Annotated in this window: 10 protein-coding genes; 5 read left to right on the forward strand and 5 right to left on the reverse strand. The window is 67.3% G+C overall.

Annotated elements, in window-relative coordinates; translation table 11 throughout:
* Positions 1-346: 346 nt before the first annotated feature.
* The 3 genes from DIR46_RS24685 (at position 347) to DIR46_RS24695 (ending at position 4,211) form a co-directional block, all read left to right on the forward strand.
* The gene (locus tag DIR46_RS24685; RefSeq protein WP_109347594.1) at positions 347-2,455 is read left to right on the forward strand and encodes a bifunctional rhamnulose-1-phosphate aldolase/short-chain dehydrogenase; all 2,109 of its coding nucleotides are present in this window, start codon (positions 347-349) and stop codon (positions 2,453-2,455) included.
* Positions 2,456-2,589: 134 nt separating this feature from the next.
* The gene (gene rhaI, locus DIR46_RS24690; RefSeq protein WP_109348146.1) at positions 2,590-3,885 is read left to right on the forward strand and encodes an L-rhamnose catabolism isomerase; all 1,296 of its coding nucleotides are present in this window, start codon (positions 2,590-2,592) and stop codon (positions 3,883-3,885) included.
* Between the two features lie 2 nt (positions 3,886-3,887).
* Positions 3,888-4,211 carry an L-rhamnose mutarotase gene (locus tag DIR46_RS24695; RefSeq protein WP_109347595.1) on the forward strand — a complete coding sequence of 108 codons (324 nt, stop codon included), beginning with the start codon at positions 3,888-3,890 and terminating at the stop codon, positions 4,209-4,211.
* A 64-nt stretch (positions 4,212-4,275) separates the two neighbouring features.
* Here the strand turns inward: DIR46_RS24695 and DIR46_RS24700 are convergent, their stop codons facing one another.
* Positions 4,276-5,625 carry a TolB-like translocation protein gene (locus DIR46_RS24700; RefSeq protein ID WP_109347596.1) on the reverse strand — a complete coding sequence of 450 codons (1,350 nt, stop codon included), beginning with the start codon at positions 5,623-5,625 and terminating at the stop codon, positions 4,276-4,278.
* Between the two features lie 156 nt (positions 5,626-5,781).
* Here DIR46_RS24700 and DIR46_RS24705 point away from each other — a divergent pair, with 156 nt between their 5' ends.
* The gene (locus DIR46_RS24705; protein WP_109347597.1) at positions 5,782-8,055 is read left to right on the forward strand and encodes a DUF6250 domain-containing protein; all 2,274 of its coding nucleotides are present in this window, start codon (positions 5,782-5,784) and stop codon (positions 8,053-8,055) included.
* A 15-nt stretch (positions 8,056-8,070) separates the two neighbouring features.
* Positions 8,071-9,495, forward strand: a complete 1,425-nt coding sequence (locus tag DIR46_RS24710; protein WP_109347598.1) for a glycoside hydrolase family 88/105 protein — start codon at positions 8,071-8,073, stop codon at positions 9,493-9,495.
* A gap of 115 nt (positions 9,496-9,610) precedes the next feature.
* Here DIR46_RS24710 and DIR46_RS24715 read toward each other — a convergent pair whose 3' ends face one another.
* Genes DIR46_RS24715 through DIR46_RS24725 form a run of 4 tightly spaced genes read right to left on the reverse strand, consistent with a single transcriptional unit; the run spans position 9,611 to position 14,595 of the window.
* The gene (locus DIR46_RS24715; RefSeq protein WP_109347599.1) at positions 9,611-10,585 is read right to left on the reverse strand and encodes a glycoside hydrolase family 43 protein; all 975 of its coding nucleotides are present in this window, start codon (positions 10,583-10,585) and stop codon (positions 9,611-9,613) included.
* The gene (locus DIR46_RS24720; RefSeq protein WP_229446399.1) at positions 10,582-11,655 is read right to left on the reverse strand and encodes a rhamnogalacturonan acetylesterase; all 1,074 of its coding nucleotides are present in this window, start codon (positions 11,653-11,655) and stop codon (positions 10,582-10,584) included. The genes DIR46_RS24715 and DIR46_RS24720 overlap by 4 nt, the downstream gene beginning before the upstream one ends.
* A complete protein-coding gene (locus DIR46_RS27465; protein ID WP_229446400.1) occupies positions 11,616-11,882 on the reverse strand; it encodes a hypothetical protein in 267 nt (88 codons plus the stop codon). The genes DIR46_RS24720 and DIR46_RS27465 overlap by 40 nt, the downstream gene beginning before the upstream one ends.
* A 19-nt stretch (positions 11,883-11,901) precedes the next feature.
* Positions 11,902-14,595 (reverse strand): exo-rhamnogalacturonan lyase family protein, encoded by a 2,694-nt coding sequence (locus DIR46_RS24725; RefSeq protein WP_109347600.1) that lies wholly within the window; start codon positions 14,593-14,595, stop codon positions 11,902-11,904.
* Between the last annotated feature and the right edge of the window lies 1 nt (position 14,596).

Below are 14,596 nucleotides of genomic sequence, written 5' to 3' on the forward strand. Positions count from 1 at the left end.
GTAAGCCGTCTGGTTGTGTGCGGCATGGGGCCCGTCGTTCCAGCCTCTGTTGGGCAGCAATCGCGGGGTGTTCGAAAAGAGTAGTTTCTAGATGCAATATCGTCAATCACCAAATGATCATTTGACTGATTATTTCCCGTCGTTGCAGCGCACAAACGCTCAAATCGCTCAAGTCCGTGATTGATTCTTACTTGGTCAGCAAGTTGATTGTTTCCGCGTTGACACCCCGTAGGCCGCTGCTTTCTACTGTCTGCCGATGCCGTAGCGCTGCCCGGGCAGCATACGGACGCAGGACATGGAAGAGACACATCGATTCGATGACAAAACAATCAACTGGGAGATATTGATGGGCGCTTTGAGCGAAACGAAGCAGCGCGAACCGATCACCTCGCGCTGGGATGAAGCCGTCGCGGCCACGCTGAGTGAGCCGGAACTGCTGCTGTACCGGTCCAACCTGCTGGGTTCCGACCTGCGGATCACCAACTTCGGCGGCGGCAATACCTCGGCCAAGATCGACATGGTCGACCCGCTGTCGGGCGAGCAGGTCGAGGTGCTGTGGGTGAAGGGCTCGGGCGGAGATCTGGGCAGCATCAAGCTGGATGGCTTCTCGACCCTCTACATGAGCAAGCTGCATGCGCTCAAGGGGCGTTACCGCGGCCTCGAACACGAAGACGAGATGGTGGGCTACCTGCCGCACTGCACCTTCAACCTGAACCCGCGCGCGGCCAGCATCGACACGCCGCTGCACGCGTACATCGCGCGCCGCCACGTCGACCACATGCACCCGGATGCCTGCATTGCGATCGCCGCCTGCAAGAACAGCAAGGAACTCACCGCGAAGATCTTCGAAGGCGAGCTGGGTTGGCTGCCGTGGCAGCGCCCGGGCTACGACCTGGGCCTGAAGCTCGAAGCGGTATCGCAGGCCAACCCGCAACTGAAGGGCATCATCCTCGAAGGCCACGGCCTGTTCACCTGGGGCGATACTTCACAATCCTGCTACGAGACCACGCTGGCGATCATCAAGCGCGCCGAAGATTGGCTGGCGCAGAACGTCCAGCAGCCGGCATTCGGCGGGCAGGCCAGCCCGATCCTGCCGGCATCCGAGCGCGCCGCGCTGGCGGCGCGCCTGATGCCGCTCCTGCGCGGCAAGATCAGCAAGGACGAATACAAGCTGGGCCACTTCGACGACAGCGACGCGGTGCTCGAATTCGTGAGCAGCGCCCACCTGGCGCCCCTGGCGGCGCTGGGAACCTCGTGCCCGGATCACTTTTTGCGCACCAAGATCCGCCCGCTGGTGCTGGACTTCGACCCGAGCGCGCCCGATTTCGAGCGCCTGGCCGCGAGTCTCGACCAGGCCCTGGCCGACTACCGCGCCGACTACACCGCATATTATGAGCGCTGCAAGCGCGCCACCAGCCCGAAGATCCGCGACGCCAACCCGATCATCTACCTGATCCCGGGCGTGGGCATGCTGTCGTTCGCGAAGGACAAGGCCACCGCCCGCATCGCCGGCGAGTTCTACGTCAATGCCATCAACGTGATGCGGGGCGCGAACGGCGTCGACACCTATGTCGGCCTGCCGGAACAGGAAGCCTTCGATATCGAGTACTGGCTGCTCGAGGAAGCCAAGCTGCAGCGGAGCCCCAAGCCGAAAAGCCTGGCCGGCCGCATCGCGATGGTGACCGGCGGCGCCGGCGGCATCGGCCAGGCGGTCGCGCGCCAGCTGCTGCAGGAAGGCGCCTGCGTGATGCTGACCGATATCGATGCCGAAGCCCTCGAGCTGGCCGGCAAGGACCTGGCCAAGGTGGCCGGCAAGGACGGCATCGGCATCGTGCGCGCCAACATCACGAGCGAGGAGGAAGTCGCCGGCATCCTGGAAGCGGCCCTGCTCCGCTTCGGCGGCGTCGACCTCTTGATCTCGAACGCCGGCATCGCCTCGGCGGCGCCGCTGGACGAGACCACCCTCGAGATATGGAAGCGCAACCAGGACATCCTCGTCACCGGCTACTTCCTGGCCACGCGCGCGGCCTTCCGCATCATGAAGCAGCAGGGCCTGGGCGGCAGCATGGTCTTCGTCGGCAGCAAAAACGGGTTGGTAGCATCAGCCGGCGCCTCGGCCTACTGCACCGCCAAGGCGGCCGAATTGCACCTGGCGCGCTGCGTGGCGCTGGAAGGCGCCGAGCACGGCATCCGCGTCAACGTGGTCAATCCGGACGCCGTGATCCGCGGCTCGCGCATCTGGGACGGCAAGTGGAAGGAAGAACGCGCCGCCTCCAACAAGATCGAGGCCGACGACGTCGAGGAGTTCTACCGCAAGCGCAGCATGCTCAAGCTGTCGGTGCTGCCGGAAGACATCGCCGAAGCCGTGTACTTCTTCGCCAGCGACAAGTCGGGCAAGAGCACCGGGAACATCCTGAACGTGGATGCGGGCAACGCGGCCGCCTTCACCCGCTGAGTTGTCTGCTGACTGAGACCGATACGCTAAGATAGCGAGACATCACAACAAGCCGGGACGCCGACCCTCCAGGGTCGCGTCACCGGTCAACGGCGGCTTGCGCCGCCTGCATGGAGGAGACGAGCATGACGAGCATGACGAGCGTGATCGACGCTGGCCTGGTCGCGGACCAGAATGCCAGACTGGACGCGCAGCTGCAGGCCGACTACGAGGGATTGGGCGGCATGCTGGCGCGCCGCGGCCTGGACATCGACCAGCTGACCGCGCTGGCGCAGACCTTTGCCGTGGCGGTGCCCAGCTGGGGCGCCGGCACCGGCGGCACGCGTTTCGCGCGCTTCCCGGGCCGCGGCGAGCCGCGCAATGTATTCGAGAAGCTGGAAGACTGCGCCGTCATCCACCAGCTGACCCGCGCCACTCCGAGCGTGTCGCCGCACTTCCCGTGGGACAAACCGACCGACGCATCTGAGCTGCGCGAGACGGCCAAGGCGCTTGGTCTGTCCTTCGACGCGGTCAATTCGAACACCTTCCAGGACCAGCAGGGCCAGGAACAGAGCTACAAGTTCGGCAGCCTCACGTCGACCAGCGCCGCCGTGCGCGCGCAGGCGGTGGCCCACAATATCGAATGCATCGAGATCGGCCGCGCGATCGGTTCGCAGGCGCTGACCGTGTGGGTCGGCGACGGCGCCAACTTCCCCGGCCAGCACAATCTGCGCGGCGCGCTGGAACGCTACCTGGACAGCATGCGCGAGATCTACGCCGCGCTGCCGGGCGACTGGAACGTGTTCATCGAGCACAAGCTGTTCGAGCCGGCGTTCTACGCCACCACCATCGCCGACTGGGGCACCAGCTTCGCCTGCGCCACCGAGCTGGGACCGAAGGCCAAGTGCCTGGTCGACCTGGGCCACCATGCGCCGAACACGAATATCGAGATGATCGTGGCGCGCCTGGCGCAGTTCGGTAAACTCGGCGGCTTCCACTTCAACGACAGCAAGTATGGCGACGACGACCTGGATTCCGGCTCGATCAATCCGTTCCAGCTGTTCCTGGTGTTCAACGAGCTGGCCGACGCCGCCCGCCGCGAGGGCGAGGCCTTCAAGCCGGCCTATATGCTGGACCAGTCGCACAATGTGACCGACCCGATCGAGAGCCTGATGAGCAGCGCGGGCGAGGTGCAGCGCGCCTTCGTGCAGTCCGCCCTGGTCGACCGCGCCGCGCTGGCCGGCCTGCAGGAGCGGAACGACGTGCTGGAGGCGGCGCAGACCCTGAAGCGCGCCTTCCGCACCGACGTCAGCCCGATCCTGGCGATGGCGCGCGTCCGTTCCGGCGGCGCCGCCGATCCGTTGGCCTGCTACCGCGCCAGCGGCTACCGCGACCGCGTGGCCGCCCTGCGCCCGGTCAGGGCCGGGGCCAGCAGCAGCGGCATTGTCTGACCATGACCGTTCACGCCACGCTGGCGTTCCGCATGAAGCTCAAGGCCGGCAACGCGCAAGAATATCGCCGCCGGCACGACGCCATCTGGCCCGAGCTGGCGGCGCTGCTGTCTGGCGCCGGCATCCACGACTATGCGATCTTCCTGGACGAAACGACGCTCGACCTGTTCGCGGTGATGAAGCTGGGCCCGGGGCATGAGCTCGGGCCGCTGCCCGAGCATCCGGTGATGCGCAAATGGTGGGATTACATGGCAGACCTGATGGAGGTCGAGCCGGGCAACCGGCCGAAGGAGTGGCCGCTGACCCAGGTATTCCACCTGGCCTGAGTGAAGCGACGAACGGCCCGGGGCACTGTGAGCTGTCCCGGGCCGCATGATGTCAAGCGCGCGTTCAGCGCGCCGGGAAGCTGCGCTGGAGCCAGGCCTTCGGCACCGGCACCACCACGATGTTCATCGAGCGGCCGTCTTCCGACAGCATCGCCGACTGGATCTGGATGCGGGTGCCGTCGGCATTGAAGGTGGGGTGCGGATGGTCGGCCGCGGTGGTCTTGTGGCCGGTGGTGAGCAGCATCATCTCGCGGTTGCGGCGGTCGATCAGGTAGACGCTGCGGCTGAAGTCGTCGCCAACGGCGAAGCGGCCGTCGCTCGAGCCGTGCACGTGCCACAGGCCGCTGCCCGACGCGGTCTGGCCGACGATCTGCATCTGGCGCGTGCGCAGGTTGACGATCGCCAGGCCGGTCGGCTTTTCGCGGGTGCCGGTAGCGCCCCAGCCATCGTCCTGGCCTGGATTGGCGCCGCTGACGTCGGTGGCGGGCCCTGGCACCGCTGATGCCGCGCCGGGGATCGCGCGATGGCCCATGATGGCCATCGCCACCTCGTCCTTCGTGATCACCGCCTCGTGCGTGACCCATTCATACGGCGCCTCCGGATACAGCGGACGCAGGCCGCTGCCGTCAGCGCGCACGGTCCAGGTGCGCTGCGGCGACTTGCCGCCGGTCTCCCAGCAGAACACGATCTCGCCCGGATTCCACAGATTGGCCTGGATGTGGCCGACCTGGAACGGCACCGATACCACGTGTTTTATTTCGCCGGTGCGCACGTTCAGGCGCGCGATGCCTTGCGGGCCGGCGCCCATCTTGCGCGGGCCGAAGGCCGGCTCGATCTTCGTGCCGGGCGGCAGGTGCTTGGCGGCCTGGCCGGGGCCGACCTTGAAATAGACCCATTCTTCGTCGGCGTCGAGCGCCAGGTCGCCGCCGGCTTCCAGTTCGGACGGCAGGTTCGAGACCACGCGCTGGTAGCTCGCCGCGGGCTGCATGCGCTTGGCGGCGCTGTCGGCCAGCACGCGCGCAAGATCGGTTTCGACGATCTGCAGGCCAGCATCCGCCTTGCGCATGTAGTACAGCTTCATCGACTTCTGCGCCAGGTTCAGCATGCCGGTATAGCCGCCTTCGGTCACCTGCACCAGGTCGCCCGTCTCCTCGTTCACCGCCAGCGCCTCGCTGCCGGCGAGGCGCGAGCGGAATACCAGCCACTTGCCGTCGGCGGTCCATTGCGGGTGGGTCGGGTAGATCTTCGAATCGCCGTGCGGTTTGCTGGTCAGGAAAGTTAGTTCGGTGCCGGTGACCGGATCCTTGACCAGCTTGCGCTCGGAGGGAAAGCGCTTGCCGATCTGGGCCGAGGCATCGGTGCACAGCAGCAGCGCGACGGCCAGGGCGATCGCGGAATGCGTGAGGGGTCGCATGCGGGTGTCTCCTTCTTGTGGATGTTGTCCGCTCATTGTTACAGTACGAGTTGCTCATTTCCAATCATATTGCTGATTCTTTCTGCGTATTGACCGCCGTGGCTGATTGCGCCGCATAGAATCTGCCTGTGACAACGACCGACGGAGACCGTGGCAATGACTGTTTCTCGCGCCCTGCAGCGGATACTGGTATGGCTGGCGCTGGCCTGCGCCATGGCATCAGGCCAGGCACAAGGTCCGACCGCCGCAATGAATACCGACCCCGCCCGTGCCCAGGTCGTGCTGCCGGAACCGGCCAATCCGTCCCTGCCTTCGATCATCCTGATCGGCGACTCCACCGTGCGCAACGGCCACGACGACGGCCAGGGCAAGGGCGCACGAGGGCAGTGGGGCTGGGGGAATCCGCTGGCGGCCCACGTCGATGCGGCGCAAGTGAACCTGGTGAACCGCGCCGTGGGCGGCCTGTCCAGCCGCACTTATATCAGCAGCGGGCATTGGGAGCGCACGCTGGCCCTGGTCAAGCCGGGCGACGTCGTCATCATGCAGTTCGGGCACAACGACGCCTCGCCGGTGAACGACGACAAGCGTGCGCGCGGCACCCTCCGCGGCGCGGGCGCCGAGTCCACCGAGATCGACAACCTCCTGACCGGCAAGCGCGAGACGGTGCACAGCTACGGCTGGTACCTGCGCACATATATCGCCGACATTCGCGCCAAGGGGGCGACGCCGGTCGTCGCCTCGCTGGTCCCGCGCAAGGCCTGGAACGACGATGGGGGCAAGGTGCGCCGCAACCGATCCGATTACGCCGGCTGGGCGGCCGAGGTGGCGCGTAGCGAGAAGGTGGGCTTCATCGACCTGAACGAGATCGTGGCGGAGCGCTACGACACGATGGGACCTGACGCCGTCATGGCGCTGTTCCCGGCCACCGTTCCGGACGAGCGCGTTCACACCAACTGGGCCGGCGCCGCCCTCAATGCCCAGGTCGTGGCGACCGAGCTGGCAAAGCTGGGCGACCCGCGCATGAAAACGTTCCTGAAACCGGTGGAAGACGTGCGGCCGGTGATCGATGCGCGCACGGTGCGCGACGAGACGGCGCGCGATCCGACGCTGCCGACCCTGTTCCTGGTCGGCGACTCCACCGTCAAGAGCGGTGGCCAGGACGGCGCGATCGGCTGGGGCGAGCGCATCGCACCGTACTTCGACGCCGGCAAGATCAACGTGGTCAACGCCGCGATCGGTGGACGCAGCAGCCGTACCTTCTTCACCGAGGGGCGCTGGGAGCGGGTCAGGGCGCAGCTCAAGCGCGGCGACGTGGTGGTGATCCAGTTCGGTCATAACGACGGCGGCCGCATCGGCGACCCGGCCTCGAAGAACCGCGCCTCGGTTCCTGGCATCGGCCCTGAGACGGTCGAGGATACCCGCCCGGACGGCAGCAGGGAGCAGGTGCACAGCTTCGGCTGGTATATGGCCCGCTACGTCGCCGACGCCAGGGAAAAGGGGGCGACCGTGGTCATCGCATCGCCGATCCCGCACCGCGACAAGTGGCAGCATGAACGCGACTTCGCGAACTTCGCCGACTGGGGCCGGGAGGTAGCCGTGGCCGGCGGCGCCCACTTCATGGACTTGACGATGCTGGTCTCGAACGCCTACCGTGACGTCGGGTCGGCGACGGTCGACACCTTCTTCTCCGACGCCCGTACCCACACCAATGCCGCCGGCGCCGAATTCAATGCGCGCCAGGTCGTCGCCGGCCTGGCCGCGCTGGCGGGCAACCCGCTGGGCGCATATTTTTCGCCGCAAGCCTGCGTGCGCTGGGGCGAGCGCGGCGCCTTGCTCCATCACGACGATTTCAATGGCCCCTTGACCGGCTATGTGAGCGAGTATGCGCGCAAACCCGGCAACGTCGTCGCCAACCGCGATGGCCGCCTGCTGATCGACGTCGATTCGGGCGCCACCGTGTGGCTCGACAAGCCCTTGTCGGGCAATGTACTGATCTCCTATACGCGCCGGGTGGTGGTGGACGGCGGGCCGAACGACCGCCTGTCGGACCTGAACCAGTTCTGGATGGCGCGCGACCCGGCGCGCGCTTCTCTGTTCACCCGCTCCGGTAAGTTCGAAGACTACGATGACCTGGAAATGTACTACGCCGGCATAGGCGGCAACGGCAACACCACCACGCGCATGCGCCGCTACGCCGACGGCAAGCGCGAGCTGGTCGCCGAGCGCCTGGGCCGCGACTTCCTGCTCGAGCCGAATCGCGACTATCGCGTCGAGATCGCGGTGCGCGACGGCTGCACGCGCATGCGCGTGGACGGCCGGGATGTCTTCACCTACTACGACCCGCGGCCGCTCACGCACGGGTATGTGGGTTTGCGCACCACGTGGTCGCGCCAGACCATCGCCGGACTGACCATCCACCAAATCCAATAAAAGGAGACACAAGCAATGCAATCATCCAAGCCGCGCCACACCCTGATGGCCATACTCGTGGCGGGCCTGTTCCCGTTTGCCCTGGATGCGAGCGCGCAGGACGCGCCTCCGCCGCAAGAAAAAGGGCCGGCGCCGGCCGACGCCATGCTGCATGCGCTCGACGTGAAGTACCCGACGCCTTACCGCGCGATGGAAGCGGCCGAGATCAAGGCCGTGCTCGATCGCGTGTTCGCCTACCTCGACCGCACCACGCCGGCGGAACTGATCGACAAGACCACGGGCGCCGCCATCACCGATGTGTCGACGGCCAATCCGAACGCCGTGCTCAAACCCGGCGACTTCCGCCTGAACAGTTATGAATGGGGCGTGACGTATATCGGCATGCTGGCGGCGGCCCAGGCCACCGGCGACGCCCGCTACCAGGATTACATGACCAAGCGACATACCCTGCTGTCGCAGCTGACCCGCGCCTATTTGCCGGTGGTGAAGGCGGACGCGCAGAACGCGCATGCGCCGATCAAGGGCTTCCTGAATCCGCATGCGCTGGACGATGCGGGCGCGCTGTGCCACAGCTTCCTGAAGGCCAAGGTGGCCGGTTCGAAGGTCGACTACGGCCAGATGATCGGCGTGTGCGGCGACTTCGTCACCAACAAGGAATACCGGCTGAAGGACGGCACGCTGGCGCGCGGCGGCCCGGACGGAAAAGGCGGCCGCAAGATGCGCCCGCTGCCGGACACCCTGTGGCTGGACGATATGTTCATGGGCGTGCCGACCATGGCCTACCTGGGCAAGACGACGGGCGACAGCAAGTACTACGACGACGCGGTACGCCAGGTGCAGCAGTTCTCCAAGCGCATGTTCAATCCCAAGCTCGGCATCTACATGCACGGCTATGTCGAGGGCAAGCGCGATCATCCCGAGCTGCGCTGGGCCCGCGCCAACGGCTGGGCGGTGATGTCGATGGTCGAAGTGCTGGAAGTGCTGCCGAAAACCCACAAAGGATATAACGCCGTGCTCGAACAGTTGCGCGCCCACATCCGCGGCCTGGCCGGCTACCAGACCCGCGACGGCTTCTGGCACCAGCTGATCGACCGCAACGACACCTACCAGGAGACCTCGGCCACCGCGATCTATGCCTACGCGATCGCGCGCGCGGTCAACCGCGGCTACGTCGAGCCCGAGATGTATGGTCCGATGGCCAACCTGGCCTGGAATGCCGTTGCCAGCAAGGTCACGCAGAGCGGCCAGATTGAAGGGATCTGCGTCGGCACCGGCATGGCCTTCGACCCGGCCTTCTATGCCTATCGTCCGACCAGCGTGAAGGCGGCGCATGGCTACGGGCCGACCCTTCTCGCTGGCGCCGAGATGATCGAGATGAACAAGAAGTTCAAGTTCGGATTGAACGACAGCGGGTTGATGTTCCAGGGCGGGCAGCAGTAGTCTCGATAAGAGCCTTCCATTTGTTGGCCCAAATACGTCGTCCCCGCCTGCGCGGTGAGTCGGCGTCGCCAATGGCGACGACGACGGGCATGCGTTAACGGAAGAATCGTTCTATCTACGGCGCCGGCGCCCTTAGCCGCTCCACCAGGCTGGCCGGCGCCGCGAACGCGGTCCCGTGACGCATCCTGCTCGGAAAGCGCATGCGGGCGCTGACGTCTTCCCAGTGCAGCATGTCGCGCGAGCGCAGCGCGCCGTAGTGGCCGGCCGTATAGGCGTCGAAGTACAGCAGCACCTCGTCGCCGACCTGCAGCGCGCTCGGTCCCTCGGCCCACAGCCCCGCCGGCGTGAGCGGCGCACTCAATGGTCCGAACGGGCCTTCCAGGCTCGCGGCCTGGGCGACCTGCATGTATTTGCGGGGTGGATGGCGGGTTTCGTCCTTCACCACCAGCCAGTCGCGCCCCAGCGCGCGCAGGAAGGTGGCGTCGATCACCGAGAAGCCCGGATCGTAGAACAGCCGGGTCGGCGTGAAGCTGGCGAAATCCTTCGTGGTGGTGGCGTAGATGCGGTGGTCATACTTCGTGTCGCCGGAGGCGTCGCCGCCGGCCTCGGTCTGGGGGAAGCGGCCGGGGATCGTCGATGACCACAGGATGAGGAAGTGCGCGCGTCCGGCGTCATGGAACACCTCGGGAGCCCAGGCATTGAGCGCGCCCGGCTCGTGGGCCATCACCGGCAGGCTGCGCTGGCCCGACCATCGCACCAGGTCGGGCGAGGAGGCGTAGCCGATGCCGGTATCGTTCCAGCCGCTGGTCCAGACCATATGGAACATCCCGTCGGGCCCGCGGGCGATGCACGGGTCGCGCATCAGCCTGGCCGGGCCGACGGTGGGCGCTAGGAAGCTGGCGCCGCCGCGCAGCGCCTCCCACTGGTAGCCGTCGCGGCTGGCGGCAAAATGCAGGCCGTCGGCGCCGTTGCCCAGGAAGTAAGAGAACAGGTAGGCCTGGTCTTCGGTGGTCCGGCTGGCCGGCAGTGGGCCGGTGCATCCGCCGAGCAGGCCGCTCGCCAGCAGGGCCAAGCTTGTACGGCGTCTCATCGGGCATTCCTTTGGGATGCGCCGGTGATCACTTCGCGCTGCCCGTCGTCGCCGAGCGGCCGAGGTTGCGTGCGGCCGGGGCTGGGCGGCACCGTGAAGCCGGACACCGGATCGGGATGGGCCGGGTCGAAACGGAAGTCGGGGACGAGGTGGGCGGCCAGCGCAAGCTTCGCCTCGCGCATGCCCAACGCCACCGCCTTGGCCAGCAGGTAGCTGCCATATGGGTTGTGATGGGTGTTGTCCAGCTTTCCCGGCGCGGGCGAGGCGAACGCCGCCTTCGAGCCTTCCACGCCCAGGGCGGCGTACAGGGTCTTGCTCATCGCGTTCAGGTCGATGAAGGGCACGTCCAGCTCGCGCGCCGACTGGCGCGCGGCTTCGGCGTAGTCGGTGAGCGATGGCTTGACCCGTCCCGCCTCGTCGAAGGCGCGCCGTTCGACCGGCGAGACGATCACCGGCAGGCCGCCGCGCGCACGCGCCATGTCCACATGGGCCTTGATCTCGGCTTTATAGGTCGTGAACGGGCCGCTGCGGCCATCCTTGATCTGCTTCTGGTCGTTATGGCCGAACTGCATCAGAAGCAGGTCGCCCGGCTGCATCATGCTCAGGATCTTGTCGATGCGGCGGCGCGCCAGCGAGTCGCGGTAGGTCTCTCCCGACTGCGCATGGTTCGATACCGCGACCGTTGAGCCGAAGAAGCGCGGGAGCATCTGGCCCCAGCTGTTATACGGTTCGCCCGGCTGGTCGCTCACGGTCGAGTCGCCCAGCAGGAAGATGGTCGGCACCCGGGCCGGCACGATCTCGACGCGCTGTACGGCGGCCGGGTCGCCATTGAATTCCAGGGTCAGGCGTTCGTCCCAGTTCCAGGCCTCGGACTCGGTCTCGCGCGGCGCCTTGAGGGCGACCGCGCCGGCCGCGACGCCGGGCACGGGAGCGATGCGCGCGGTGCGCACGTTGGCGACGAAGGTGCGCAGCACGCGCTGTCCGGCCGCCGCCGGCACGTTCTCGAGCATCAGCCGGCGCAGCTCGGACTTCACGGTGGTCGCGGTCGGCTGCGTGGCATGGCCCAGCACGACGGTGACGGCGTAGTTGCCCTCGGGAGGCGGACCGAAAAATAACCGCCCGCGTCCTCGAAACCGTAGCCGCGCCCTGCATCGTAGGGTGTGCCGGGGGAGACACGGACGTGGCCGGCGGGCGCCTCGGCGTCGCCGAACACGAATCGGGTCGGCGCCGCGCCGTGCGCCTGTGCGCCCAGCAGCGCGCCGGCCACCAGGCAGAGTGCGAGAAATGAGTGGGTCATGGCGAATCGCATGGACAGGTCAGAGGGCGTCACCGATCAACGCCAGGTTCTGGATCGCGGCCAGGCCCCACTGCGCGGTGTCGTTGGTGGTGACCCACGGCACCTCGAGGACCGGATTGAGCGTGGCCGCACCAAGCACCTCCGTGGTCACGAAGGGCGGATAGGGGCGGATGCCCGCGAATTCGGTCCAGGCGCGGCGCGCCAGCGCCGGGTCCTTGCGCCGCCAGGCCGCGTATGCGGTCAGGCGCGAGTGGCCGATCACCAGCACGTCGGAGCCGCCATGCGGCTTGCCCAGCCGGCGCTGCTGCTCGTCCTTCGGGGCGTTGTACAGCGCGCAGTAGTCGAGCCAGGCGCGCTCGAAGGCTTTGTTTCCGGTAAGGGCGATCAGTTCGTCGAACACCTCCACCGCCCCGAACACGGCGTTCAGGTGCGAGGCCTTGACGCTGTCGCCGGCCATATTGTGCAGGCGTCCGGTGCGGGGCTCGTAGCCCATGCGCTCGCCGCTGAAGAAGCCGTGCGGCATGGCGGCGATGTCGCGCATGCCGGTCAGGATCTTGTCGCGGTAGCGGGCGTCGCCGCTGCGTTCCCATTCGGTCAGCCAGTTCGCCGCGAGCGAGGCCCAGTCGGTGCCGAAGCTGGCGCGCACCGGATACGGACCCTTGGGCGGCTGGTTCGGCAGCTTGCGCACCGGGTCGACCGCATCCAGGCGCAGGTCGGCGTCCAGCAGCTCGCGCATCACGTCGCCGGTGCGTTCGTCGGCCGTGAGGTAATAGTAGATGCGGCGGTAGACCGCGGTGCTGATGCGCACCTGCTTGGCGCTGCAGCCCCAGTGCTGGACGTTGTGGCGCGTGCCCAGGCCGGCGAAGCGGCCCAGGTGGTAGGTGTCCACGTCCGTCGTGTGGCGCACCATGGCTTCGCCCATGCGGAAGATGTCGGCGCGGCCGCTGCGCAGAAAGGCGTACCACAGCCACAGGTCGGGCGAGAGTTCCGAGTTGGCCCAGGCATAGCCGCCGACGTCGTAGCGCCATTCGTGGCGGTCGGTATCATAGGTATGGCGCACGTCGCCATGGTCCCAGAAGCCGTACCAGCGGCGCTGCTCGACTTCGTCGCGGTAGAAGGCGAAGTGGGCATCCAGGCGGTCTTCGATATGGGCCCTGGCCGCGGTCGAGCGGTCCGGCAGCGAATACAGGTTGCCGAAGGCGCGCGTGGCCAGGATGTGGGCAGGCGCTGCGCACAGCTGCGGCGGGGACTGGACCTGAGTCGCCATGCGCACCAGCTGCTCGCGCGCCGGCGTCGTATCCAGGGCCCACAGCGTGAACTCGCTGCTGCGCGCCACGCCCACCGGCGTGCCGAAGCCTTTTTCGTAGTCCTCGTAGGTGACGTCCAGCGCCTGCAGCTCGTCGGCGTGCGTTTCCATGCCCATGCCGTCGTGATAGAAGCGCAAGTCCATCGCCGGGGCATCGGGCGACCAGATCCATAGCGTGACCTGGGCGGCGTCCGTGTGCGCGTTGCGGATGTCGAGCTGGGTCGGATGGCGCTGCCAGAAGTCGCGCATGCCGAAGGCCAGGCCGCCTTTGGCGCCGCCGATATAGCCCAGGCCCGGCGCGCGCCTGCCCCAGGCCGCGTCGATCCAGCCATGGCCGGCCTTGGTGCGCTTGCGGATGCGGAAGCTGTCCGGCGAGAGCTGGGCCAGGCTATAGTCGCCCCAGGCCGGGATCAGGTGCAGCGACTTGTTCACCCGTTCCGCGATCGGCGGCACCGCATGGCCGGCCAGTTGCGCCTTGCGCACCGGCGCGCCGGGATCGCGTCGCAAGCCGGTGAGATTGCGTACGCCCTCGGCCCACAGGCCGCCGTCCTCGCCGCCGAAGCGCACATGGCGGTCGTGCGGCGCGTCGACCAGGGGCACGTCGAAGCGCAGCCCGAGGCCGCGCACGAAGTCCTTCCGCTCGTCGCCGTCGAACACGAAGGTGTGCATGATGCGGACCGACTCGGCGCTGGCGTGGAAATACAGCCGCAGCGTGAACGGCAGCCACGAACGCGCACCGTCCTGCCCGCCATCCTGGGCGCGGTGCATGCCTTCCAGCTTGACCACGCTGCGCTGCGGCCCGCGTTGCTCCAGCGTGACGCGCTGCAGCCGGCTCTCGTAGGCAGTCTGGCGGGTGCTGCCGTCCGGGCTGTCGTCGCTCAAGGCGACCAGCCTGCCGGCGCGCGCGATGTCGCGTCCGCCACGTCGGAGGCTGCGCACGATTTCGCAGCCCTGGCGCGGGATCGTGCATTCGATGACGCCGGTGTCGATCACGATGGCGTCCGGGCTTTCCTTGACCGTCAGTTGCTTGCCGCCCCTGGCGCCAGGACTGCCGGAACTGCCGGGCCGCAGCCGCAGGCGTTCCGGCGCCGCATCCATGGCCGGCAGCGCGTGCGCAGTCCACTTGAGCGAGCCGTCCGGCCAGTAGGCGGTCGGCCAGCTCTGGCAGGGCAGGTCTCCATCATCGCCGCACAGCACGAAGGCCTGGTCCTTGCGCAGCGCGCCGCGCGGCCAGGGCACGCCGAAGGTGGTTCCGGTCATCAAGCCGGGCCTGCCTTCGAGCCAGGACAGATCCACGCTGCCCGGAACGGCCGGCGCGGCATCGGCCGGTGCGGGATTCACGCCCAGTGGGAAGGCGGCGGCCAGCGCGCCGGTCTTGAAGAAAGTGCGTCGGGACAGCGGCGCCATG

Origin of the sequence: Massilia oculi (assembly GCF_003143515.1) — a bacterium.
Taxonomy (GTDB): domain Bacteria; phylum Pseudomonadota; class Gammaproteobacteria; order Burkholderiales; family Burkholderiaceae_D; genus Telluria; species Telluria oculi.

Coding starts and splice junctions, on each gene's coding strand:
- DIR46_RS24685 (WP_109347594.1), top strand. CDS start 347: ATGGGCGCTTTGAGCGAAACGAAGCAGCGCGAACCGATCACCTCGCGC.
- rhaI (WP_109348146.1), top strand. CDS start 2,590: ATGACGAGCGTGATCGACGCTGGCCTGGTCGCGGACCAGAATGCCAGA.
- DIR46_RS24695 (WP_109347595.1), top strand. CDS start 3,888: ATGACCGTTCACGCCACGCTGGCGTTCCGCATGAAGCTCAAGGCCGGC.
- DIR46_RS24700 (WP_109347596.1), bottom strand. CDS start 5,625: ATGCGACCCCTCACGCATTCCGCGATCGCCCTGGCCGTCGCGCTGCTG.
- DIR46_RS24705 (WP_109347597.1), top strand. CDS start 5,782: ATGACTGTTTCTCGCGCCCTGCAGCGGATACTGGTATGGCTGGCGCTG.
- DIR46_RS24710 (WP_109347598.1), top strand. CDS start 8,071: ATGCAATCATCCAAGCCGCGCCACACCCTGATGGCCATACTCGTGGCG.
- DIR46_RS24715 (WP_109347599.1), bottom strand. CDS start 10,585: ATGAGACGCCGTACAAGCTTGGCCCTGCTGGCGAGCGGCCTGCTCGGC.
- DIR46_RS27465 (WP_229446400.1), bottom strand. CDS start 11,882: ATGACCCACTCATTTCTCGCACTCTGCCTGGTGGCCGGCGCGCTGCTG.
- DIR46_RS24725 (WP_109347600.1), bottom strand. CDS start 14,595: ATGGCGCCGCTGTCCCGACGCACTTTCTTCAAGACCGGCGCGCTGGCC.